Source organism: Photorhabdus noenieputensis (genome assembly GCF_018448935.1).
Classification (GTDB): Bacteria; Pseudomonadota; Gammaproteobacteria; order Enterobacterales; family Enterobacteriaceae; genus Photorhabdus; species Photorhabdus noenieputensis.
Map to the genome: position 1 here is coordinate 26,623 of NZ_RCWC01000032.1, position 22,398 is coordinate 49,020.

The window sequence follows — 22,398 nt, forward strand, 5'->3', positions numbered from 1 at the left end:
TATTTATGGATAAAATGAGATGACTGTCTCAATTTGATAATATAACAGTGATACTTGAGTCCCATCTTGACTATAATCTGTCCATGAATGAGTAGTCAGCACTAGGGAAGTATTCATAATTATAATGAAAAAAAACCAAGGCTATGTTTATATCGCTACTATTTTTGATACCAAACGCGCAGAAATTTTCTACGTTAGGGATCTGATCAAAAAAGCTGGCCTTGCTGTTCGAACTGTGGATTTGACTACTCAATCAGGCTCACTGGAAAGAGGTGCCGATATTACTGCTCAAACAGTAGCAGAATATCACCCGCAAGGTAAAGAAGCCGTTTTCTGTGGTGATAAGGGGAAAGCCATTTCCGCGATGTCAGTTGCTTTCAATGTGTTTTTATCAAAACAAACTGATGTTTTAGCAATTCTAGGTTTGGGAGGTTCCTGCGGCACAGCACTGATCACACCGGCAATGCAATCTTTACCCGTAGGGATACCAAAACTTATGGTTTCTACTATGGCTTCCGGTGATGTTTCTGGCTATGTGGGTGTTAGCGATATATCCATGCTGTATTCAGTCACCGATGTATCCGGTCTTAACCGTATCTCTCGCCAAGTGTTAAAAAACGCGGCCAACCAAATTGCAGGGGCTGTCTATTTTCATGAAGAGAACAATATTGAAGATAAACCGGCTATTGGTCTGACGATGTTTGGTGTGACGACACCTTGCATACAGTTATTAACCAGAGAGTTGGAACAGCAGTATGATTGTCTGGTTTTCCACGCAACCGGTAGCGGTGGCAAAACAATGGAAAAACTAGCCGAAAGCCGTTTGCTTCACAGTCTACTGGATATCACTACCACTGAAGTCTGTGACTATCTGTTTGGTGGTGTTCTTGCCTGTGACGCTGACCGTCTGGGGGCAATCGCCCGCACGCAAATACCTTATATTGGCTCTTGCGGAGCGTTGGATATGGTGAACTTTGGTCATCTAAACACTATCCCAGAACGCTACAAATACAGGCAATTTTACCGTCACAATTCGCAAGTAACATTAATGCGCACCATACCCGCAGAGAATCAGCAAATGGGAATTTGGATCGCTGAAAAACTCAATCAGTGCGAAGGAAAAGTAAAATTCATTATTCCAGAAGGTGGTTTTTCCGCTTTGGATATTAAAGATGGGCCATTCTGGAATCCCGATGCTAATCAAGCATTTATCCAAGCTTTTGCAGCTACATTGATAGAAACGGAAAATAGACAACTAATTAAAAGCCCTCATCATGTGAATTCACCTGATTTTTGCCAACAGGTGATTAACGAATACCGGCAGATGATGGCTTAGCATCGACGGTAAGACCGTTGCAAAAACAACACTGACACTGAAAGATTATATACAACTAATTAATGACTAAGCAAAAAGTTGCCAAAAGAGGGCATTCTAATGCTATTGTTCTATCAGTGACGAACTTACGACGTGTCTGTTGGAACGTTGTACTAAAAGAAATTAAAGCGGTTGATTATTCGTGTTCTAAAGGGAAGCCATAAGAACTTCCTGTTAATAACCTTGCAGTAAGATGTTAGGAGTTAACAAACTAAATTAAAACATAAATATACCTGCTTTGTTTTCTCCCTTTCGGAGCTTATTTCCGTCAACACCAGGCTCCTGCGGCCCCCACCGCAGGAGTTTTTTTATGAATAAACCGGCAATAGATTAAAATTTGATAAGATATGCGCGACAGCATTCAGTACACCAAATAGAAAAATCAAGCCGATCATCACATTACCTCCCCAAACCCTATACATAGGACTGCCAAATCGCTTACGAGATGCTCTGGCAAGTAATGCGGGAACGATAGCCGCCCAAACTGTCGCAGCAAGGCCGGCAAAACCAATCGCATGAATAAAGCCATTCGGGTAAATCATTCCACCAACCATTGGCGGAAGAAACGTCACCAACGCCGTTTTGAAACGCCCTAACTTGGTATCATCAAATTTAAGCAAATCAGCCAGATAATCGAACAACCCAAGCGTGACACCAAGGAATGAGCTGGCAACCGCAAAGTTAGAAAAGAGCGTTAATAATAAGCCCAGAGCTGAACTGTTCAATCCTCCACTTAATGATTGAACCAAAACATCAATATTGCCCCCTTTTGCGATAATTGCGACAAAATCAGGCCGGGAAATATTGCCCATTGTTCCAATCAACCAGATCAAATAAAGCACCAAGGCCATTGATGTGCCAATAAACAGGCATCTCTTTATTTTCTCTGGCTCTTTTCCATAATATTTCATCAGGCTAGGAACATTGCCATGATATCCAAATGAGGCCAGGCAGAAAGGTAAAGTCATTAATACATAAGGCCAGTAAGTTGAATTGATTTCAGTTGTATTAAACAATACTGCTGGTTTAACGTTATAAAGCAAACCGCCAAACGTCATGAAGAAAGTTAATACCTTAGCACCAAGAATAATCGATGTTATCCGGCTGACAGTTTTAGTACTTAGCCAGACAATAAATGCCACAACCAAAGCAAATAAAAAACCAGCAAACCCAGGAGAAAGATCTATCGATACCTCCCGCATAGCATGTTGAATAATCGATCCGCTAGCGGAAATATAAGCGTAGGTCAGTATATATAAAACAAAAGCAAGGGTAATACCATTAATGATATTCCAACCATTGCCCAATAAATCTTTCGTGATGGTACTGAAACTGGAACCAATCCGATAATTAAGATTGGCTTCCAATATCATTAATCCTGAATGCAACATGCAAAACCAGGTAAAAATTAAAGCGGCAATTGACCAGAAAAACCATGCCCCTGACATGACCACCGGTAAAGAAAACATGCCCGCACCAATAATCGTTCCACCAATGATCATGGCACCGCCAAATAAAGATGGAGACGATTTTTCTATCGACGAAGTAGCCATATGCGTTACCCTAGCGTTGCTTTATACCCGTTATCTTTCAATTCATAGGGTATAGTAAGCAATAAAATTGGGGATGCCCTCAGACAAGCAGCATCCCGATCTTTATTATTGAATTGGTTTTAATCTTGCAACGAAATGACGTAGTACGGATGGTTCATAAGTAAAAGTTAATCCTTTAATCTGAGAAAATCGCTCCTTCAAGGAAATAAAGGCTTCTACAACATAATCCATATGATCATTAGTATAAACGCGACGAGGAATAGTTAATCGCAAAAGCTCCATTGGTGATGGTTTCTGTTGCCCGGTTTTTGGATCACGACCTAATAACAAAGAACCAATTTCCACACTTCTTATTCCCGCCGCCAGATATAACTCATTATTCAGTGCATGAGCCGGGAATTGTTCCCCCGGAATATGCGGTAATAATAATTTAGCATCAACAAATACCGCATGACCACCGGTTGGATATTGTATAGGAATACCTGCCTCTCTTAATCTGTCACCTAAATAAGCCACCTGATTAATACGATATGCCAGATAATCTTCATTCATCCCCTCTTCAAGGCCAATTGCCAGTGCCGCCATATCGCGCCCGGCAAGACCGCCATAAGTCACAAACCCTTCCATTGGCACACAGCGGGTACGCACTTCATTAAAGAGATCTTCATCACCACGGAAACAACAAAGACCACCAATATTAACTAAAGGATCTTTTTTAGCTGACATTGTTAACATATCGCCATATTGATACATCTCCTTGACGATCTGTTTAACGGATTTATTTTCATAGCCCTTTTCTCTTTGCTTAATAAACCAAGCATTTTCACAGAAACGAGCTGAATCAATCACTACAGGAATATCATGTTGCTTTGCAATCTCATACACGGCTTTCATATTAGCGAGAGAGATGGGCTGACCACCAGAACTATTACAGGTAACGGTTGTCACAATCGCGACAACATTATCAGCGCCTTGTTCTGCTATCGTTTTTTTCAATTCATCAATATCAAAATCGCCTTTCCAGTCATAATACGTAGTTGTATCAAAGGCTTTTGATGTGACGACATTAATCGCTTTCGCGCCATTTAATTCAACATGAGCCGCTGTCGTATCAAAATGGAAATTAGAAATAAAGACCGGATGCTTTGCACCACCTTGCGCTTTTTTACGGGCAATTAATGTCGGGAATAAAATCTGCTCAGCTCCGCGCCCCTGATGAGTTGGAATAGTATATTGATAGCCAATTAATTCATTAACTTTATCACATAGATGATAATAATTACGGGAACCTGCATAAGCCTCATCCCCCATCATCATGCCCGCCCACTGGCGATCACTCATTGCTCCGGTACCGGAATCTGTCAGCAAATCAATATAAACCGCATCACTGGGTAATAGAAATGGATTATATCCAGCTTCTGCTAATGCTTTTTCACGTTCAGCACGGGTAGTCATGCGAATATTTTCTACCATTTTAATACGGAAAGGTTCTGGAATACGTTTCATATATATTTTTTATCCAATAGTTGGCTATACGCATATTTCAGACAAATTTACAAAAACAGCCAGAAATATGCCAAAATAAATGCAATGATTAAAAAATTTAATTTTAAATATAACCAGAACAACTAATCAGGGAAAAAATGAGAAATACGATGATCGACATTAAACCATGCTTGAACATTACAAGAACAAATAAAACAATAACGTAAAAATATAGAAATCATAAAATTAATTTATTCCCTGATTAAAATCAGCCATTAAGATATAGATAATATTTAAATTATCCGTGACCAATTCCACAAAAACAAAAATATTATAAATATCATTTTACATATGAGTTCAATTTAATGAATCGTATAAATCAACAAGAAAAACAGATAATAAATTGAGTTTAATAAAAATAACAATACAATTAAACACCATCAATTAAAAAAATCACTAACACAGCAAACCACCCCATAAGAGCTTAAAAAAACAAGTTAAATAACGTAAAAATTAATAGAGTTATTTACTCAGTTTTTCCAGAAATAAAAAATAGCTTTATTAGATCTATACCCTATGGATTTCAAGATGGATCGCGACGGCAAGGGAGCGAATCCCCGGGAGCATAGAGAACTATGTGACCGGGGTAAGTGAGCGCAGCCAACAAAGAGGCAACTTGAAAGATGACGGGTATATTACTATTTAATTTATTAGGCTATAATATTTTTATTCTGGATAAAATTAATCCATTCTCATATAATAAAATAAATATCTTAGAATATAGGATAACAAATGGAACAACATAAGCCCTATTGGAATCGTATGGTTCCAGAACTTACTGTTACTGATTTTTCTCTATCTCTGGATTTTTATCAAAACATTCTCGGCTTCCAATTGCTTATTCGACGAAGTAATCCAGATTTTGCATACTTAACACTTGGTGAAGCGCAACTCATGCTTGAAGCATTACATGATGATGGCTGGAACACAGCCCCATTAAATTATCCTCTTGGAAGAGGCGTGAATTTTCAGATTGAAGTTGATGATTTAGCACCTTTACTGCACAGCTTAAAAGTTAATAACATCAAACTATACCAAGAGGTTAAAGATAATCACTACCGTATTGATGAAGTGATTGCATGCCAACGAGAATTTCTTGTACAAGATCCTGACGGTTATCTGCTACGTTTCAGCCAATTTATAGAGAACATAATGTCATATTGAACATAATATTTTGCTATATCAGACAATTTGCTCACATTTCTTCAATATCTAATCTGAAACTATTTCAGTAACACTCATAGCAATATTATGTTATTAATTTAAATAGTCTCATTCAATTGATATTAAAATAGAATATTAGTAACTAAAGTTAATTTCAAAAAAATTCGCCCTAATTAAAGGGCGAAAAATAGAGATAAAGAAAGGTAAAATTTCGCATAATACTATAACTGTGCTAACTTAATATTAATAGAATTCCATTTTCGATTAACTATTTTTTTTCAGATACAATAGACGTTGAATAATCAGAATTTAAATGATTAGGAGTTTGAGAACCGATAATACATGTTGTAGTATTAGATGAAAAAATAACGCATTCTGCCGCACATATAGGAAAGTACGGAGACAATATACAAGCATGGGTAGATGTAGAAAAAGCAGAAAAGAAAGTCAACGTTAAAATGGCCCAAAGTAACTGGTGTTGTGGTCTATTTGTCATCATATCACCTCTCTGAATGGTATATTTTCATTTCCTTATATTCGACTCCTTTAAATTAATTATAGAGCAAAATTTAACCGCAAAGTTTTTTTTATCACTTCGTTGATAAATCGTTTAAGTTGTCATAAAAATTTGAATAACCAGATTCTAAAAATCTCATAACTCAATAAAATTATTTATCAATATTAAACTATAATCAACATTTGAATAAAGTTATCTAATGGTTTAATCCGCATAATAAGATAATTATAACTGAAAAAGTTGATATCTTATAAATAAAAATAATTAATCAAAGAAACTATATGAAATTTTTTTCAAATTTGGCGTTTAAATTTTTTATCAATTCAGGTAATCATTTAAATATCTTAATTATTTACAATTAAATTTATTTACTTTTTGATCTACATTTCCTCACAACAAACGTACTATAACTAAATGTATTAACTAAATATATTAATAATACTGTAGCCACAGTATACGCATCCGTAGCGGGAAAATAGGTACTAAATTTGGCAACCTCCTTCGACCATGACAAAATCACTTGGTTCTCAAATTCCACATTCACCATGTATAACATGCCCGGCAAAAATTCATCAGTTTTTCTAACATATTAGACAAATGGCGACGCTGATATTTGTTGCCAATCATTCTCCTTATGACGCTCGTTGGTCATTATTTAATTTGCACCACAAAGAGTTTCTAAAACAGAACAAACCCAATCATAGAATTCATTTTTTTATCTTTCTTTATCTCATCTCTGTTAACGGATAAATAAACCATGTACAATGCGCAGATATTTTTTGAGTACGCGGCATCTCAAGAAATAATTCATTTACCTTTTTCAATAAGCAGGTTTTTCAAATGCATCAAACTGATGTTACTGAGCGTTCGCTCTTTTCATTAAGCTGGCCGATTTTTATTGATATTCTCCTTCATCTGGCCACTTTATTAATTAACACTTATATGGTGAGCCACGTTTCTACTTCTTATCTGGCTGCTATGGCTGTAGGTAATCAGGTATTTGATCTGTTTATCACTATATTCAATTTTATCAGTGTTGGATGCACTGTCGTCATTGCTCAATATATTGGCGCAGGCAAACGGGATAAAGCTAGCCAGGCGATCCATATTTCTATTGCATTCAACTTTTTGCTTGGGTTTAGCTGTGCACTGATTACTGTCTTCTTCGGCTATAAAATCTTGCATATCATGAATATGCCGGAACATCTGATGGAAGATGGTTTCAACTATCTGCACATTCTCGGTATCTGTCTGATCCCCGAAGCCATTTCGATTATTCTGGCTGCTTGTCTGCGAGTTTATGGGAAATCGAAAGCGGCGATGTATGTCACTTTGATTGCTAACTTGCTGACAGTGATAGGTAATATGATCGTCCTATATGGTTTCTTCGGCTTACCTAAATATGGTCTGGAAGGTGTCGCCTGGTCTACGGTCTTTGGCCGGATTGTCGCCGTGATCCTATTATTTTGCCTGCTCAGTTATGGCCTGCGGATCAAATTTACGCTGGCAGGTTTCCTGCGCTGGTCACAAGGTATGTTGGGCAAAATCTTATATATCGGTTTACCCGCTGCGGGTGAAAACGTAGTGTGGATACTGCAATATATGGCAGCTATAGCATTCATTGGGCTAATGGGTGAAATTCCATTGGCAGCACAAACACTCTATTTCCAGCTATCGTTGTTCGTGATGTTGTTTGGCATTTCTATCAGCATCGGTAACGAAATTATGGTCGGCCATCTGGTCGGCGCTAAGCGGTTTGAAGATGCTTATATTCGTGGCCTTAATAGTCTGAAAATTGGTTGTATCGTCACTATTGTAGTGGTCACCGCTTTCTGGTTTTTCAGAGTGCCAATTCTGCATTTTCTGACGCAAGATGAAGCCATTATCAAACTGTTGTTACCACTATTCTTACTGTCCGTTTTTATGGAGCCAATCCGTACCGCGAATATCGTTATGGTGAACGCACTGCGCGCTTCCGGTGATGCGCGTTTCCCACTCTATGCGGCCATGTTCTTTATGTGGTGTATTGCTATTCCAGTGGGATACTTTTTGGGGATCAAAATGGAAATGGGCATTTTAGGCATTTGGATCGGTTTCTTCTGTGATGAATGGTTGCGCGGGCTCACTAACATCTGGCGTTGGAAATCTAAAAAATGGCAAACTAAACGGCTCGATATTTAAGAGAATAGTTAAAGTTCCTTCCAGTTTCCCCACACACCATAAGAGGTACCCAATGGGTACCTCTTATTAAAACGCACAATATTCATTTCCATTGCCTCCGATATTCTTGATGAGCAAAAAGCATTGTTAAACATAGCGATTAATATCATTCCAAATATACATTTATACAAAATAACCAATGGAATTATATCATCACAATAATATTGTGATATGAATTGTCATTTTTAGTGATTAAAAAAAATTATTTTTATAGCAATTATCTATGGAATATTTTCATACATAATATAAACAAATAATTCCCACTGAATAAATAGAATGTAATTGCATATTTATTATCGTTACTATTTTAAATTCTAGGCGATGATATTTTACTCATAATTAAAATTAACCAAGCCAATAAACACAATTATTAAACACTTTTATTTAAGATAAATTTATATATATTACATCCATTTCCTAAAAAAATAGATCTATATTACTTTTGCAATTAAAATATTAGATAAACAGTGCCCAAATCTTTCCTATCAACATTAGCAGAATTAATTCTTTATATATTTAAACTGAATCGTTGTTTATCTAACTTAAAAATAACTCTTCCTAAGTAAATATAAAACCAATTGGCTTAACAAAGTTATCTAAATTGTCATATTTAGCTAATAACCTTATTGAGAAATTTTTTCTTTCCACTATTATAAATCGATGAAAGGTTATTGAGTTTATTAAACCAACCCTTTACTCTTTAATCCGATTTCTTTTTAAAAGAAGCAAAAGACATATTTATTCGTTACATTACAAGCTGTAATTGCATTAATCACAATCGTTATTAATTTTTAAATAATTAATTAGGATGCATTCAATGATAAGTAAGGAAACATTCGAGATATTTCCCTCTATAGATATTGTTGACGGAATAGCAATGACATCAAATTCCGCAATTCGATTAACCCGTGGTGAAAGCCCCACATTACGGCGACCTTTAGGCACTCCGGCGGAAGTGGCTCTCGCCTGGCAAAATGCCGGGGCAAAATGGATACATGTTGTTGATCTTGATGCTGCATCAGGGCGAGGCTCAAACAGCCATCTGATTGCTGATGTCCTTGCTGCGGTCAATATTAATGTACAGGTCTGTGGCGGAATCAGAGATGAAACCATCTTGCGCAAAGTATTAGCAACCGGATGCCAACGAGTTAATTTGGGGACCGCGGCATTAGAAAATCCAGATTGGTGCGCCCGAGCGATTGCAGAATATGGCGATAAGATCGCCATTGCTCTGGATGTAAAAAGCACACCAGAAGGTTATCAACTGGCTACGCATGGATGGAATGTCAGCAAAGGCAATCTCTGGGATGTTCTTGAGCGTCTAGACAAACAGGGTTGTCAACGCTACGTCGTCACCGATATTGAGCGGGGAGGCATGATGAGTTCGCCAAACTTCACGCTATTACAGGAAGTCTGTGCGAAAACATCATCACCCGTTATTGCCGGCGGGGGAGTATCGAGCCTGGATGATCTTCGCGCTTTAGCCGATCTGTCCACTATCGGTGTCGAAGGTGCAATTCTTGGTCAAGCTCTACATATTGGTAAGGTTCCTCTCGAAGATGCCCTTGCTGCAACACAATCATCGAGACGTTGAATATGCCTGAATTTTTATCTCCTGCTTTGGATCTTCGCTCTATTGGTTTACTGGGCGAATTACGTAGCGTGCCCAACACAAGATATTTAACGAAAGAAGTAATGGCACTACCTAGTTTACTCACGGAGAAGCCAGAATTTGTGGGTTCCCGCGGTGCTGCCTATTACGAACAAAAACCTTGTCACGAACTACTGATGACGGCGAAATATTACACAGAATATATCGCTCAACTTGAGTGTAGCGACAAGCTGTGTACTGCCCCATCAAAATATATATTGGCCGATCATAGCCTGGCAAAACTGCTCAGAATTGTTGATAGCTTATTAAGTTCTCCGCAGACGGTTAACGAAGATATTGTGTCATTTATTGATGGGATCAAAGAGTGTGCAAAAGTCGTCAGCTCAACGCTAATGGGCACAGCATTCACTTTTTCACCCTCGCCGATCCATGACCTGAAATTACCTTCATCTACGGAACACCAAGTGCCCAGACCGTTTATTGAAGGAGATAATCATCTGTTAACTTTGGCCGCAGCCCAAATTGACAAATGCCCCAACTCATCTGTTATTGGCATCATGTTAGGAGGATCAGCGGCGGCGGCAGTCACAGCCGCAGCATGGAATAGTGAGCTAAATTTAGTGAAAGTTTCCCGTTACGATGATACCTCTCACAAAGGCAACCATCTCTGGGGGCGCAATATTCCACCTGAGCGAACCGTGACAATTATTGATGATAATTGTGGAACAGGTGACACCTTACGTCAGGCAATCGATCTGGTCATGGCCCAAACCGGGCAACGTCCGAAGGCCCGAGCCGTCGAACTGCATTGGGAAAAATTATTACGCACCCGCGTTTATGGACATGCTGATCGTGTATTCAGCCCTGAAACTTTAGATGTATTGACGCCTTGGTGTTTCAGACATCATCGAGTCCTGAATCGTTTAATTCATCAGCCTTTCGCTGATGATAAATATACTTATACAACTACGGCGGATTGGGTTGCCTATTCATACAGTTTATTGTCCGTCCTTCATGACACCCTGACAGACTCAACATGGGCAGTCAAATTATTGCGTTTTTTATTAAATCTAAAAGCACAAACACCGCTGAATTATGAACAGCCAATCGATGCATTTAAAGCCTTGGCACACCAATGTCCTGAATGTTCAGCTCGCAAAAACTCGTTTGGAAAAGGAGTTAATTGATTATGACAACAGCACATATTATTTGGGATTGGAATGGCACATTACTTAATGATGTCAATGTTTCATTGAGCGCAACCAATTTCGCACTAGCAGAAATTGGTATTGAACCACTGACGCTGGATCAATATCGGGAACATTATTGTGTTCCAGTACAAACTTTCTATAAACAAGTGATTGGCCGAGAACCTTCATCTTCTGAATGGTCAGTAATCGGAAAAATATTTAATTTTCACTATCTCCCAGGTATTCAGAAAGCCAGTTTAACAGAAGGTGTAAACCAGCTCCTCGCTTCCCGCTATGAAACAGGTGCAACTCAGTCAATATGCTCATTGATGGAGCATCATGAATTGGTCCCTATGCTTGATAATCATGGTATTGGCAAATTCTTTACCCAAATAGATGGCAGAAATACGCCATTATTGATCACCGGCAAATCAGAGCAATTGGCTAACCATCTCAAAAAACTCAATGTTTCTCCTGAACAAAGTGTGGTTATTGGCGACGCCACCGATGACGCAATTGCCGCATTAGCAGCAGGAACTCATGCCATTCTTTATACCGGAGGAACCCACAGTCGTGTCAGTCTTGAAACTGCCGGTGTTCCCGTGGTTGATACATTAAGTGAAGCGTTATTAATAGCTGACTCTTTGGTCCATAAATAACTATAAATAGGTTGTTCAAAATAATCGGATAAGAAAAGGGATAATTTATAACGGTGTACGAATAGATAGTTAGCATATTAGTTTTAAAAGAGCAGATTATTCATCTTAAAAAAGATTATCCAAACTGGATGATTTAACTATTATTTAGGGTAAATCAATAAATAATTAAGGAATAGATTCATGTTAACGGCTGTAGTTGGACTCCAATTTGGAGATGAAGGCAAAGGAAAATTTGTTGACTATTTATCTAGTAATATCAATAATATTGCTCGGTTCAATGGCGGCGCTAATGCAGGTCATTGTGTGCAACATGGTAATCTAAGAGGCTCTTTTTCTCAATTACCCGCATCACTCAACAAAAAGAACTTATATATCTGCCAAGGTGCTTTAATCAGTCTTCCCATTCTGGTTAAAGAGATCGACTTTATACAAAAAGAACACATTGATTCTAATATATTTATCGACCCGCGATGCCATATTGTCTTACCATTACACTCCGAGTTAAATCGAGCGTCAGAAAAATATAAAGGTAAACAGAAGATAGGCTCAGTTGGTGTCGGTGTCGGGGCTTGTGTTGAAGACAAAACCAACCGTCATGGTATTCGGCTTATTGATACACTTGATAAAGAAAAATTAAGGAGTAAATTAGCATTTCTTTGGAATATCAGAGAAAAACAAATCAATCATGTTTTTAATGCACAAACCACATTAAATTTTGAAGAGATGTTAGAAACAACACATCAATATGGCAAGAGGATAGCACCCTATTTCACGTTCACTAATGAAATTATCGGTGATTTACTTAATTCGGGAAAGGATGTTTTACTTGAAACATCACAAGCCACTTTCTTAGATAATAGTTTCGGTACTTATCCTTATACCGTGGCGTATCAGACATTAGTGCAAACCTGCTTTGCCATGATAGGTATACCGGCACAAAAAATGCATATTGTCGGTGTAATGAAATCTTATATGATCCGTGTCGGTAACGGACCATTCCCCACAGAATTATTGACAGAACAGGCTGATTACATTCGAGAACGCGGAAACGAGTATGGCACCGTTTCAAAAAGGCCAAGGCGTTGTGGCTGGCTGGACTTATCTCTGATTAAACACGCGGTGAAACTCAATGGCGTAACCGAACTCGCCATAACGAATGTTGATGTTCTTGCTGATTTACATGAAATAAAAGCCGCTATTGCCTATGAAATCGATGATAAGCCCATCTGTTGCGATGAAGCATTATTACAGCTCGATAGAGCCAAACCTATCTATAAAACATTTAAACCCTGGGGCGCACTTAACTCATCATATACACATTTAACAGAACTACCTACTGAGCTGATTGACTTCTTAACTTTTATTCAAGACTATGCTGGTATCCCAATCAAATATATTTCCTATGGGCCAGACAGAAATCAGACATTAGTCATGAAATAAAAGCGTGGAGAAAATAATGATTCACTATGTAACAGGGTTTATGTTTTCTAAAGATAAAAAACATGTTTCCCTGATTTCAAAATTACAACCCAGTTGGCAAAAAGGGAAGCTTAACGGGGTTGGTGGAAAAATAGAGGCTGGTGAAAGCCCTCAACAAGCAATGGCAAGAGAATTTGCCGAAGAAGCCGGCATTGAAACACGGCCTGAAGAGTGGCGATTATTTACCGTCTTAACTCGCCCTGACGTTTATCAGGTAAATTTTCTCTACATGTATGATGATCGGGTCTATTCTGTCAATTCTATTGAAAAAGAGATCGTTAATATCTATGAAACAAATTCATTACCCGATAATGTGATCTATAATTTACGTTGGTTGATTCCGATGGCGGCCGATGAGCATTTACGTTTCGATAAAGAGATAGAGATAACAGAAATGCGGGGTTAGTACGGTATATACCCGTCATCTTTCAAGTTGCCTCTTTGTTGGCTGCACTCACCCCGGTCACATAGTTCTCTATGCTCCCGGGGATTCGCTCCCTTGCCGCCGCAATCCATCTTGAAATCCATAGGGTATATATCGAGTAAAAATAACCCCTGTGCTATTGTTCCGTAATGAACTCACAGATTGGAAAAGATCATGAATCCTAAGGAAACAAAGCTCTCCAGTGCAGATTTATCTATGCCAGTTACGATCAGTCATTCTTATAAATTTTTCAGCATTGTCGGAGCATATTGGGCTTTGAAAAGGATTCCTGCTTCAATGGATGACCGGGCTATTACATGATTAAATTAATATATGAATTTTAATCACTTCTTCAAAAGGGGAGATGAATAAGAATGGACTCTTTAATTTGTGGTAATAACATTTCGGTAATAACATAGCTAACGAATAAATCATAAAAGTGACCGTTCCGTCGGTCACGAAACTCAGTCATCAACGGGTTTATCGATCCCCCGACTGGCGTCGAGATCAGTTAACATCCAAATTTACCCAATGTAGCCTCCGCAATAGGGATATATTGGTCTGTTAATTTATTGATGCTGTTATTGGCTACAGGATAACTACAATCAAGGAAAAACCAGTTTATCGGCGTCTCCAATATTGAAGCGATCTGCACCAGATGGGATAAATTAATTCGGTTTATCCCCCTCTCATAACGTGAGAGTTGTTGCTGACTAATACCTATTCTTTCCGCCAATTTGGCGGCGGTCATACCCAACTCTTTCCTTCTTTTTTGAATACGCTTCCCTACTAATAGATGATCTTGTTTCATTTTCATCCCAGCCTTTAAATTAAAAAAACACCTTTATTATGGCATCGCCAAAATTATTGCCCCTGATCCTGAAAAAGGTCCTGCCTCTACCCTGCCATTTTTCTGTAAAATTGATTTCACTGTAACGGGTACATTTCCTCCCGCCGGGACAAACACAGCAACACCGTCTTCACCATTTTTCTCATTTAAGAGCAATTTAGCTTTCAAGCTACCATCACTTCTTAAAGGTACTAATCCCCTGTCAGGTCCCGTCGCTGTCACGATAATCTCGATGTCTACATTACAGGTCACATTGATATTTTCCGCTCTGGTTGCGCCTTCCAGTTTTGCCTCATCAATACTACCGTAATTAAGTTCAACGGAGCCTTCACTGACTTGACAAAATCCTATCGGCGGTGGTGCAACGCCGCATAAAGATCCAGGCAACAATCTTCCATGAAAGCCATTTTGATCAGTCTCATAAAATAACCCGACACACTCCTGATGCGATCGAATCGCAGGACCAAAATGTTTTGCCACTCCGGTGATCGGAAAACTGGTATATTTCAATATCTCCGCCTGCACTTGTTTCATTGTCTTGAATCTTTCCACGCGAGTATTAAATATCCTATAAGGCTGCCCTGAATAACCATCAGCAAAATGGCGATGGTTAACCGATATCCAACACGCAGAATAACCATAACAAGGATTTGGCGTAAAATCGTTTTCTTGGTCCCAACGTTCAATGACAAAAGTATAATAGGCATTTGTCGGAATACCCTCGGATTTAGTGATATATGAAAATATCGATGCAACCGCATTTGATGAAAACAGCGATAATAAAAGTACCAGGCAAATAGAGAATAACTTTTTCATTTAAGTTACCTAATAAAACCGTGCAAATTAGTCATAATTCAGATTAATTGTTGCAATCGCATGAAATACACCTCGCTTAATCGTCTGGTTAGCTAGCGCAGTGGGTTCTGCCTGCACATATGCTTGCAGTACAATCAAGTTTTCCCTCTCTTTTAACGGATACTCTTCCCCCTCTTTATTCAACGACAACCGTTTGCCTTCTGCCGTTTCTATACCGATGGCAATCCCAGAGGCTTGGCTCCCTGCACTTAATGCTAATAAGCCCGGCAATTGCGTATTTTCCATGCCACTGAATGTCAGTTTAATCGATTTCCCCACACTCATATCGCAACCAGATAACCTGAGTAGAAAAAGCTCACTATGGGTCCTGCCATGCAAATACAAATATTTCTCAGAAATTGTTGCAAAATCAAGCTGGATATCTTCATCACCCGATTTAATCGTGCAAGGTTCTTTAACTAATGCACCGTGAAAATGCATATTATCCGCAGCCTGTACCCCTTGATGACCATAAACCGTGGCCGCAATCACCATAAAACCAACACGCAACACGAATAATTTTAAGTATTTCATTTAGTTTCCTTTCACTGGTATTCCGCCAGTAATGTCGCCGTCACTTCAAATGCCCCTTCCGGCAACGTACTTCCTGGTTTTTTCACCGGCACCGCTTGTATTACCGGCTGTTTCTGTGATGTCACCGGAATACGCTCATTAAGGGTGAATGCTTTACCATCCAACGTCAGACGAATGCCTAAATCCGTAATATTGGTTTGCAACGCGGCGGCATCAAATGAAGTTGGCGGGCCAATCACGGTCAATCCTAAACTCCAACCTGAGATATTAGGCGCACATACCAACTGGTAATTCACGGGCTTGGTATAATTCACCCCGTCCACCTGATAAATGCCAACATTGTGACCAAAATAGACATCAATCATATTGCCGTCGTTAATCACGCAAGGGGGCGCTTCAAGCAGTGTGCCGTGAAACCACATATTATCTGCCGCCTGTCCCGGCATCACACTGATTAACCCCCAGCACGCACCCCAGAAAACACGATAGATCAGAGGGTTCATTGCATGTCTCCCGTTCACTGGTATTCAACCATCATGGTCGCACCCGCGCCAAAGTCGCCGCCTTGCAATACCGCAGCCATATCTTTTACCGGCACCGCATGTAACTCAGGAAAATTAGGATAGCTAAATTTCATCCAGTCATTGACGGGCAATTTTCGTCCGTTATGAATAACGGCGATACCTAACCCAGAGTGATTGGTTTGCAACACCGTTCGATCAAAACTGGCAGTGTTACCCGATATCATCATTTTCATCGCATTAGCCGGCATTTTTTCACACTTCACGCTGTATTTGACAGGTTGCATATAATGAACCCCATCAATCCGAGTAATCATCACGTCGCCAAAGTCCACATCAATAGTATCGCCATTATTAATTACGCAAGGTGGAGGAGCGATAACCACGCCGTAAATATTGACCGGTGTTTTACCCGCAAAATTGCTGACAGGTCTTGCGGCTAAATTTGTCAGTAAATCAGCCTGAGCATTTACACTTAACAAACAGCCAAACAGTAATACGCTCCATTTTTTCTGCCTGTGATACTGTTTTTTTATTCGCAGAGAACACAGAGAATTAGTCATAATTCACCCTGAAATCCACTACCGCGCGATATTGCCCAATCCCTAGCGCTCTCGGCGTCCGCACCGGCGTTACGTAATATTCCAAGCTGTCCTGCACCGCTGCCACAAAACGTGGACGTCCCCGCTCTCCCAACCGGATATCATTGTCCGCGCTATCTGTTATCTGTAACCCCAACCCGGTGATACCGGTCACCCGCACCAGATGTGGATAATCGCGATCCGCCGGTGCCACAAAACTAACCGTCACCACCGGCTGTAACTGATCCCACGTCAGATTGCCGGTCCGCCTGTCATCGACAGCCCCTTTGGTTCTTAGACAGTCACGAAACTTCAATGTGAACGGTATCGGTGTCCCTTTATCACCTGGCTGGCGTAAGTCACTGTTTGGCGTGCTCCCCAGATTCACCTCCTGCCATGCAGAGGTCATGTCCAGTCTACAAGCCGCCTCAGTCAGCCCACCAAACACATGCAGTTCACCACGCAACTCGTCTATATCTGTTGCCCCCGCCTGATTTTCCATCACTGGTATCAGCCAGATCGCCAGTGCCAATACGCAACTTACCCGCTTGATGTTCATCGTCGCCCCTCCCGACTTTACCCATCACGACGAACGTTTAGTCACCTGACAATGGTTCCCGGCACAACTAAAAGTCAATTGCGGTCGGCCACCATAATCATTGACATACGTCAGTACCGGCGCACTCCCTAATGCCACGGCACTACCACTCAGCACCGCACTGCTTTTAGGCGCTACCATAAATGGTTTAAAGCCCGCCACCGTCTCTCCCTTAAGCTGGCTCGACGCATCTACCACAGTGATGTAATACGGTGTCGGATTGTTCACTTGATATTGGTCTCCCTGACGCGTCAAGGTCATCTTTTCTTGCCACGGATTATCCAAATCGGTGCGGCTGGCAAAAATGGCTTTCGGACGATAGAACAGCTTGATTCGAGTTTGTAGCGCAATCTGCAAGGTATTCGGCTTCTTACTGCGCGGCGGAATTTCACGCAAATTAAAATAGAACAAGCTTTCCCGATCTTGTGGTAACTGTGCGGTTGTTGGTAGTGACTGTATTTTCACCTGACTCTTAGCGCCCGGCTCCACCCGCTGTACCGGTGGTGTCACCACTAACGGACCATTGATTTTGTTACCCTGTTCATCTTCTATCCATCCCTGCGCCAGATACGGCAACTCTTTGTTCTGGTTGCTGATATCCATACTGGTGGATTTGTCCTCACCGTTAAATACGATGCGGGTACGATCCAGCGCAATGGCCGCCATTGATTCACTGATCACTGACAGACTTAAGATAGCGATCGTGACTACATTGATTGTGTTCTTCAATTTCATGCTCATACTCATTCTTAGAATAATCATTGCAGGTCACCGCGATACACTTCGGTGACCGCAATAAAGTTTTCACGCTGCCAGTCAATCAAAGTTATGGCCGTTTATTACCGTCGGCCGGTTGGCAAAGCAGTAATAACGAAGCCATCTCTTCGACTTTTGGTAATTGATGCGGCAGCTCAATCACACATTGCAATTCCCCATCCCAACGCACATCCAGTTTCTCTCCGGGATTTATCCCGCTCAGGTAGGTGTTCCCACCATCACTGACGATACCGATCTCCCGTTGATCCTTATTCAGTACCGTTGCCCCAAACGGCGGTGCGCTACCGTCCGGCAAGCGGATCAGCGCCATCGCTTTTTCACCGGATATCACCTGGAATTTACGATAACCAATCGCCCCTTCCGTCAGTGTTGCTTGTTGTACCGACCGTACTGCCTCCACGTTGTCCGGCAGTTTGTTCAAATCAATACTCGCACTGTTACGGTAATAGTTGTTCACATCAGAGATCACCGCTTTACCGAACATATTGGTATGGGTAATCGCGCCAAAACCTTTCACGGGTACGCCGCCGACACCATCGGTATCTACCATCAAACGGGTGGTACCCGGCATATTAATGCGATGCAGTGCCGCGCCTTTCGGCGTCACAGTCATCCCCCCCTGAATAGAAAGCGCTCCCGTGGTATAACGCCCATCCTGATAACTCGCACTGGTCGTCAATTGAGCACGATCACCGTAATGGGTTAAATAACCGTTAGCCGCGGCCTTACCATCAATACTGGTGCCAACCGCTAAACGATAGTTACTGTTTTCATTAATCCGGTCGTAATAACCTACCGTGTGGGAGTTACCTTCCCGATTGGCCATTGCGTTATAACTGACAGTTCCTGAATTACCCCACGGCAGGGATAATGTCATATACATTCCGTCGTCATTTTTACCTTCATATTTATTACGGTAAGCAGACAGATTCAGGTTAATGTTCTTATAACTGCCAATATCAAAATAGCGTGATATTGATACGTTATAGCGATCGTTATTCGAACGATTCCAATAAGTTTGGTGGCTGTAATTCAAGTAGATACTGGTACCAATATGTGTGAACTGCTTGTTCAACATAATGGTGTACAGCTCTTTATTGCTCTCCGCGTCACCATCGTGATAACGACGATCCAGATACTGGCTCAGGCTCATAAAATCACGTTCCGAGAAACGATAACCGGCAAAAGTCACCTGGCTGTCATACTCCTCAAAACGCTTGGAATAACTGAGACGATAAGAGCCGCCAGTCAACGTTTGATCCTCAGCAGGTAAATGGGCGCGGGATTCAGTGACATCAAAGGAAAGCGCACCGAAAGCCATCAGATCACGCCCAACCCCCAATGACAACGCATTATAATCCCCGGCTCCCAATATCCCGCCGTACAGTGACCAACCGTTGTTTATTCCCCAAGAAAATTCGCCGATACCAAAACCCGCTCCTTCACTATGATGCTTCCAGTTAGTTGGCTTGCCCGCCGCCAGTTTGTACTGCACTCGGCCCGGACGGGTTAAATAAGGAATATTCGCGGTATCTATCTGAAATTCTTGTAAACCGCCATCTTGCTCCTCGACCCGTACATCCAATTTGCCACTCACTGCGTCATTAATGTCCTGAATACGGAATGGCCCTGGCGCAACTTGGGCCTCATACAACACCCGTCCCTGCTGACGAATCGTCACTCTGGCATTGGTTTTCGCTACCCCTGTCACCTCCGGCGCATAGCCTCGCAGGTTCGGAGGTAACATATTGTCATCCGTTACCAGACTGACCCCGGTAAAACGGAAGCTGTCAAAGATATTTGAATTGAGGTAATCCTCACCCAACGTTAGCTTAGCCTGCCAACGCGGTATTGCCCGGTATAAGTAATAACGGCTCCAATCCCAATTCTTCTCAGTACTCCCTCCTCGCCCCGAGATGTGGTTATATTGTGATTGCCAGTCTGCCCGCAGACGCCACGCGCCCAAATTTATCCCGGTCGTACCATTAGCGCTGATATTCTGATTTTCATTTCCCTTCGTCGGCTTAGAAACTTGGGCATTGACGTTATAATCAAACATCATCCCGAAAATCCCTTCATCCCAACGTGACGGTGGGTCCCAGTCTGGTGAGCTATATTCGAGATAGGCTTGAGGCACACTCAGGTATAATGTGTCACTGCTCAGATCACCGCGCACCGTCATGCCAGGCAGCGTTTTAGTCTCCAGACACTGGTTATTGTTCCACCAAGTAATCTTTGATTCCCATTCCGCCCGCAGCCCTAACTGTTTCACCAATTCAGGCGGCAAACATGCCACACTCCCCTGAGTATCATCCGGTGGTCCCATAAAAGTGACCGGCATTTCCGACAGTTCGCTTTTATTCAGCTTTATCGCCATCTGATAATCCCCCGGCATGATATAACCCGCGCGGGAAAACTCTTTTAAATTAATCCGAGAACGATCCTGAACATCCAATACATCCGTATTAAATTCAATTTCCTCTTCCGCATACACAGCATGAGTACCCATGAAAGCAAGCAGTACCGAAACAATAAGAGGTTTCAGGACACACCGAACCGAGACCACCTTGTTATATTCAGTGGTCAAACCCAAAAATAAAGCCATAACATTCCCAGATCGATGATTAATGATAATCCAGCCTGAACCGAACCGTGGTTCGATACTGCCCCGCTTGCAATAACTGGTGATTACCCACCAATCGCATCGCGTAATTAAGCGTCATCTTCCCTGCCTGTAAGTCCCCCACCGGTAGTGGAGTTCCCGGATGCGCCTGATTGCCGTATGTATCTGTAATTTGTAATGCCACTCCTTGAGCCACACCAGATAACCGGAAATTGTTCCCATCCGGCACCCCGTCAAACGTCACCTGAAAGCGGTGCCAATCGGGTTTACCCAAGGTGGCGGAAGTCAGTACACAGTTAATCAAACGGATGGAAAAGGGGCGAACGGGTCCCTGTCCATCATGTATCATCCGGCTTACCGGGATTGTGGCTAACTCAATCGTCTGGTCACGGCTACCTGCGTCAATTGCACAGGCCGTATCAATTATGGTGCCTTGCATGCTAACGCGACCATATCCTTGCGTTCCTCGTGAAGCAGCCGTTTCAGCTTCAATAACACAAGAAAACATTAACAGGCAGGGCGCTACAACAACGGCAGCATATCGACTCATCACTTCTCTCCAGCTAAACTTATTCAAAACTTTTGATTAGGAAACGCCCGCCTCCCTGTCAGCGTTTCCGTGCATGAAAAGACTTATTGATAAGTCAACTGGAAGTTGGCAATGCCGGTGAAATTACCCGGAACAACAGCATCAGGTGAAGTATCCCCCTGAAGATAGGCAGCAAAACGCAGATCATTATTACCATCACGCAGAGCGACAGCCGGTGAAGGGGTACCTAGTTTGATTTTGTTACCACCCGCATCAGTGATCGCAATACCCGCACCTTTAGCAATTCCTTCGATACCTAGCAAACCATCACCGCCGGTGATGCTAGATTTAGCGCCAACAAACGTCGTGGTGACTGTACTTATCGTTTCAGTCGTACAGTTATCTAAAGAAATTTTGAATGGCGTGGAAGAAGAACGGCCACCGTTTTGCAAAGATAAGCTAGAAATAGAGCCTAGTGGGACTACCTGATCAACTGTTTCCGGGGTGATAGAACAAGGTGAATCAGTAATAGACCCGGTAAAAGTCACCGTTCCGTGACCTTGGCTAGGATTCGCTGCATTGACAGAACCCGCAGCCAAAGCTACACCTAACCCCAGGGCCATAACCAATTTATTCAATCTCATGTGAATTAATTCCTTGAATTTAAGGATAAAATACCCAATACCATAAAAAAATAACCGTGCAGGATTCCAGCTCCATGCACCCAATATTCAGCGCAAAATAATTTAAAAATATCGGATTAATATTTTTCTAAACCAAACAAAATGCACC

At 41.4% G+C, this 22,398-nt stretch carries 22 protein-coding genes; 9 read left to right on the plus strand and 13 right to left on the minus strand.

Annotation, left to right across the window (positions count from 1 at the left end; translation table 11 throughout):
* Positions 1-124: 124 nt before the first annotated feature.
* Positions 125-1,336 (plus strand): Tm-1-like ATP-binding domain-containing protein, encoded by a 1,212-nt coding sequence (locus EAE91_RS18215; protein ID WP_214089716.1) that lies wholly within the window; start codon positions 125-127, stop codon positions 1,334-1,336.
* Between the two features lie 347 nt (positions 1,337-1,683).
* Here the strand turns inward: EAE91_RS18215 and mtr are convergent, their stop codons facing one another.
* The 3 genes from mtr to tnaC form a co-directional block, all read right to left on the minus strand.
* Entirely contained in the window at positions 1,684-2,928 is a 1,245-nt protein-coding gene (mtr, locus tag EAE91_RS18220) for a tryptophan permease (RefSeq protein WP_214089717.1), read from the minus strand.
* A gap of 105 nt (positions 2,929-3,033) precedes the next feature.
* Entirely contained in the window at positions 3,034-4,434 is a 1,401-nt protein-coding gene (gene tnaA / locus EAE91_RS18225; RefSeq protein WP_214089718.1) for a tryptophanase, read from the minus strand.
* A gap of 122 nt (positions 4,435-4,556) precedes the next feature.
* Complete coding sequence (gene tnaC / locus EAE91_RS25065) at positions 4,557-4,655, minus strand: tryptophanase leader peptide (protein ID WP_214089719.1); 99 nt, start codon at positions 4,653-4,655, stop codon at positions 4,557-4,559.
* A gap of 550 nt (positions 4,656-5,205) precedes the next feature.
* Between tnaC and EAE91_RS18235 the strand changes: the two genes are divergently transcribed.
* The 8 genes from EAE91_RS18235 to EAE91_RS18270 all read left to right on the plus strand — a co-directional run bounded on the left by EAE91_RS18235 (position 5,206) and on the right by EAE91_RS18270 (position 14,059).
* Positions 5,206-5,637 (plus strand): bleomycin resistance protein, encoded by a 432-nt coding sequence (locus EAE91_RS18235; RefSeq protein ID WP_244868924.1) that lies wholly within the window; start codon positions 5,206-5,208, stop codon positions 5,635-5,637.
* Between the two features lie 1,357 nt (positions 5,638-6,994).
* The gene (locus EAE91_RS18240) at positions 6,995-8,335 is read left to right on the plus strand and encodes an MATE family efflux transporter (protein ID WP_214089720.1); all 1,341 of its coding nucleotides are present in this window, start codon (positions 6,995-6,997) and stop codon (positions 8,333-8,335) included.
* Positions 8,336-9,191: 856 nt separating this feature from the next.
* Positions 9,192-9,968, plus strand: coding sequence for a HisA/HisF-related TIM barrel protein (locus EAE91_RS18245; protein ID WP_214089721.1), 777 nt, complete (start codon positions 9,192-9,194; stop codon positions 9,966-9,968).
* Between the two features lie 2 nt (positions 9,969-9,970).
* A complete protein-coding gene (locus EAE91_RS18250) occupies positions 9,971-11,173 on the plus strand; it encodes a phosphoribosyltransferase (protein ID WP_214089722.1) in 1,203 nt (400 codons plus the stop codon).
* A gap of 2 nt (positions 11,174-11,175) precedes the next feature.
* Complete coding sequence (locus EAE91_RS18255) at positions 11,176-11,835, plus strand: HAD family hydrolase (protein WP_214089723.1); 660 nt, start codon at positions 11,176-11,178, stop codon at positions 11,833-11,835.
* Positions 11,836-12,015: 180 nt separating this feature from the next.
* Complete coding sequence (locus EAE91_RS18260) at positions 12,016-13,275, plus strand: adenylosuccinate synthetase (RefSeq protein WP_214089724.1); 1,260 nt, start codon at positions 12,016-12,018, stop codon at positions 13,273-13,275.
* A 16-nt stretch (positions 13,276-13,291) separates the two neighbouring features.
* Entirely contained in the window at positions 13,292-13,720 is a 429-nt protein-coding gene (locus tag EAE91_RS18265; protein WP_214054628.1) for an NUDIX domain-containing protein, read from the plus strand.
* A 192-nt stretch (positions 13,721-13,912) separates the two neighbouring features.
* A complete protein-coding gene (locus tag EAE91_RS18270) occupies positions 13,913-14,059 on the plus strand; it encodes a hypothetical protein (RefSeq protein ID WP_214089725.1) in 147 nt (48 codons plus the stop codon).
* Between the two features lie 190 nt (positions 14,060-14,249).
* On the opposite strand, the gene EAE91_RS18275 is transcribed toward EAE91_RS18270, so the two are convergent.
* From EAE91_RS18275 to EAE91_RS18320, 10 genes are all read right to left on the minus strand, one after another.
* On the minus strand, positions 14,250-14,555 hold the full coding sequence (locus EAE91_RS18275; RefSeq protein WP_214089726.1) for a helix-turn-helix domain-containing protein: 306 nt from the start codon (positions 14,553-14,555) through the stop codon (positions 14,250-14,252).
* 30 nt (positions 14,556-14,585) lie between these two features.
* Positions 14,586-15,404: an MrpH family fimbial adhesin gene (locus EAE91_RS18280; RefSeq protein ID WP_214089727.1), complete on the minus strand. Its 819-nt coding sequence runs from the start codon at positions 15,402-15,404 to the stop codon at positions 14,586-14,588.
* A gap of 27 nt (positions 15,405-15,431) precedes the next feature.
* Positions 15,432-15,977: a fimbrial protein gene (locus EAE91_RS18285; RefSeq protein WP_214089728.1), complete on the minus strand. Its 546-nt coding sequence runs from the start codon at positions 15,975-15,977 to the stop codon at positions 15,432-15,434.
* An 11-nt stretch (positions 15,978-15,988) separates the two neighbouring features.
* Positions 15,989-16,480 carry a fimbrial protein gene (locus EAE91_RS18290; protein ID WP_214089729.1) on the minus strand — a complete coding sequence of 164 codons (492 nt, stop codon included), beginning with the start codon at positions 16,478-16,480 and terminating at the stop codon, positions 15,989-15,991.
* A 14-nt stretch (positions 16,481-16,494) separates the two neighbouring features.
* Complete coding sequence (locus EAE91_RS18295) at positions 16,495-17,061, minus strand: fimbrial protein (RefSeq protein ID WP_214089730.1); 567 nt, start codon at positions 17,059-17,061, stop codon at positions 16,495-16,497.
* Entirely contained in the window at positions 17,054-17,638 is a 585-nt protein-coding gene (locus tag EAE91_RS18300) for a fimbrial protein (protein ID WP_214089731.1), read from the minus strand. Before EAE91_RS18300 ends, EAE91_RS18295 begins: the two co-directional genes overlap by 8 nt.
* 24 nt (positions 17,639-17,662) lie before the next feature.
* On the minus strand, positions 17,663-18,412 hold the full coding sequence (locus EAE91_RS18305) for a fimbria/pilus periplasmic chaperone (RefSeq protein ID WP_214089732.1): 750 nt from the start codon (positions 18,410-18,412) through the stop codon (positions 17,663-17,665).
* Between the two features lie 91 nt (positions 18,413-18,503).
* Positions 18,504-21,059, minus strand: a complete 2,556-nt coding sequence (locus tag EAE91_RS18310; RefSeq protein ID WP_214089733.1) for an outer membrane usher protein — start codon at positions 21,057-21,059, stop codon at positions 18,504-18,506.
* 19 nt (positions 21,060-21,078) lie between these two features.
* Positions 21,079-21,627: a fimbrial protein gene (locus tag EAE91_RS18315; protein ID WP_214089734.1), complete on the minus strand. Its 549-nt coding sequence runs from the start codon at positions 21,625-21,627 to the stop codon at positions 21,079-21,081.
* Positions 21,628-21,710: 83 nt separating this feature from the next.
* Complete coding sequence (locus EAE91_RS18320; protein WP_214089735.1) at positions 21,711-22,250, minus strand: fimbrial protein; 540 nt, start codon at positions 22,248-22,250, stop codon at positions 21,711-21,713.
* Between the last annotated feature and the right edge of the window lie 148 nt (positions 22,251-22,398).

Bases quoted from the DNA above. Each gene is read 5' to 3' on its own strand.
- EAE91_RS18215 (WP_214089716.1), top strand. From the start codon at position 125: ATGAAAAAAAACCAAGGCTATGTTTATATCGCTACTATTTTTGATACC.
- mtr (WP_214089717.1), bottom strand. From the start codon at position 2,928: ATGGCTACTTCGTCGATAGAAAAATCGTCTCCATCTTTATTTGGCGGT.
- tnaA (WP_214089718.1), bottom strand. From the start codon at position 4,434: ATGAAACGTATTCCAGAACCTTTCCGTATTAAAATGGTAGAAAATATT.
- tnaC (WP_214089719.1), bottom strand. From the start codon at position 4,655: ATGATTTCTATATTTTTACGTTATTGTTTTATTTGTTCTTGTAATGTT.
- EAE91_RS18235 (WP_244868924.1), top strand. From the start codon at position 5,206: ATGGAACAACATAAGCCCTATTGGAATCGTATGGTTCCAGAACTTACT.
- EAE91_RS18240 (WP_214089720.1), top strand. From the start codon at position 6,995: ATGCATCAAACTGATGTTACTGAGCGTTCGCTCTTTTCATTAAGCTGG.
- EAE91_RS18245 (WP_214089721.1), top strand. From the start codon at position 9,192: ATGATAAGTAAGGAAACATTCGAGATATTTCCCTCTATAGATATTGTT.
- EAE91_RS18250 (WP_214089722.1), top strand. From the start codon at position 9,971: ATGCCTGAATTTTTATCTCCTGCTTTGGATCTTCGCTCTATTGGTTTA.
- EAE91_RS18255 (WP_214089723.1), top strand. From the start codon at position 11,176: ATGACAACAGCACATATTATTTGGGATTGGAATGGCACATTACTTAAT.
- EAE91_RS18260 (WP_214089724.1), top strand. From the start codon at position 12,016: ATGTTAACGGCTGTAGTTGGACTCCAATTTGGAGATGAAGGCAAAGGA.
- EAE91_RS18265 (WP_214054628.1), top strand. From the start codon at position 13,292: ATGATTCACTATGTAACAGGGTTTATGTTTTCTAAAGATAAAAAACAT.
- EAE91_RS18270 (WP_214089725.1), top strand. From the start codon at position 13,913: ATGAATCCTAAGGAAACAAAGCTCTCCAGTGCAGATTTATCTATGCCA.
- EAE91_RS18275 (WP_214089726.1), bottom strand. From the start codon at position 14,555: ATGAAAATGAAACAAGATCATCTATTAGTAGGGAAGCGTATTCAAAAA.
- EAE91_RS18280 (WP_214089727.1), bottom strand. From the start codon at position 15,404: ATGAAAAAGTTATTCTCTATTTGCCTGGTACTTTTATTATCGCTGTTT.
- EAE91_RS18285 (WP_214089728.1), bottom strand. From the start codon at position 15,977: ATGAAATACTTAAAATTATTCGTGTTGCGTGTTGGTTTTATGGTGATT.
- EAE91_RS18290 (WP_214089729.1), bottom strand. From the start codon at position 16,480: ATGAACCCTCTGATCTATCGTGTTTTCTGGGGTGCGTGCTGGGGGTTA.
- EAE91_RS18295 (WP_214089730.1), bottom strand. From the start codon at position 17,061: ATGACTAATTCTCTGTGTTCTCTGCGAATAAAAAAACAGTATCACAGG.
- EAE91_RS18300 (WP_214089731.1), bottom strand. From the start codon at position 17,638: ATGAACATCAAGCGGGTAAGTTGCGTATTGGCACTGGCGATCTGGCTG.
- EAE91_RS18305 (WP_214089732.1), bottom strand. From the start codon at position 18,412: ATGAAATTGAAGAACACAATCAATGTAGTCACGATCGCTATCTTAAGT.
- EAE91_RS18310 (WP_214089733.1), bottom strand. From the start codon at position 21,059: ATGGCTTTATTTTTGGGTTTGACCACTGAATATAACAAGGTGGTCTCG.
- EAE91_RS18315 (WP_214089734.1), bottom strand. From the start codon at position 21,627: ATGAGTCGATATGCTGCCGTTGTTGTAGCGCCCTGCCTGTTAATGTTT.
- EAE91_RS18320 (WP_214089735.1), bottom strand. From the start codon at position 22,250: ATGAGATTGAATAAATTGGTTATGGCCCTGGGGTTAGGTGTAGCTTTG.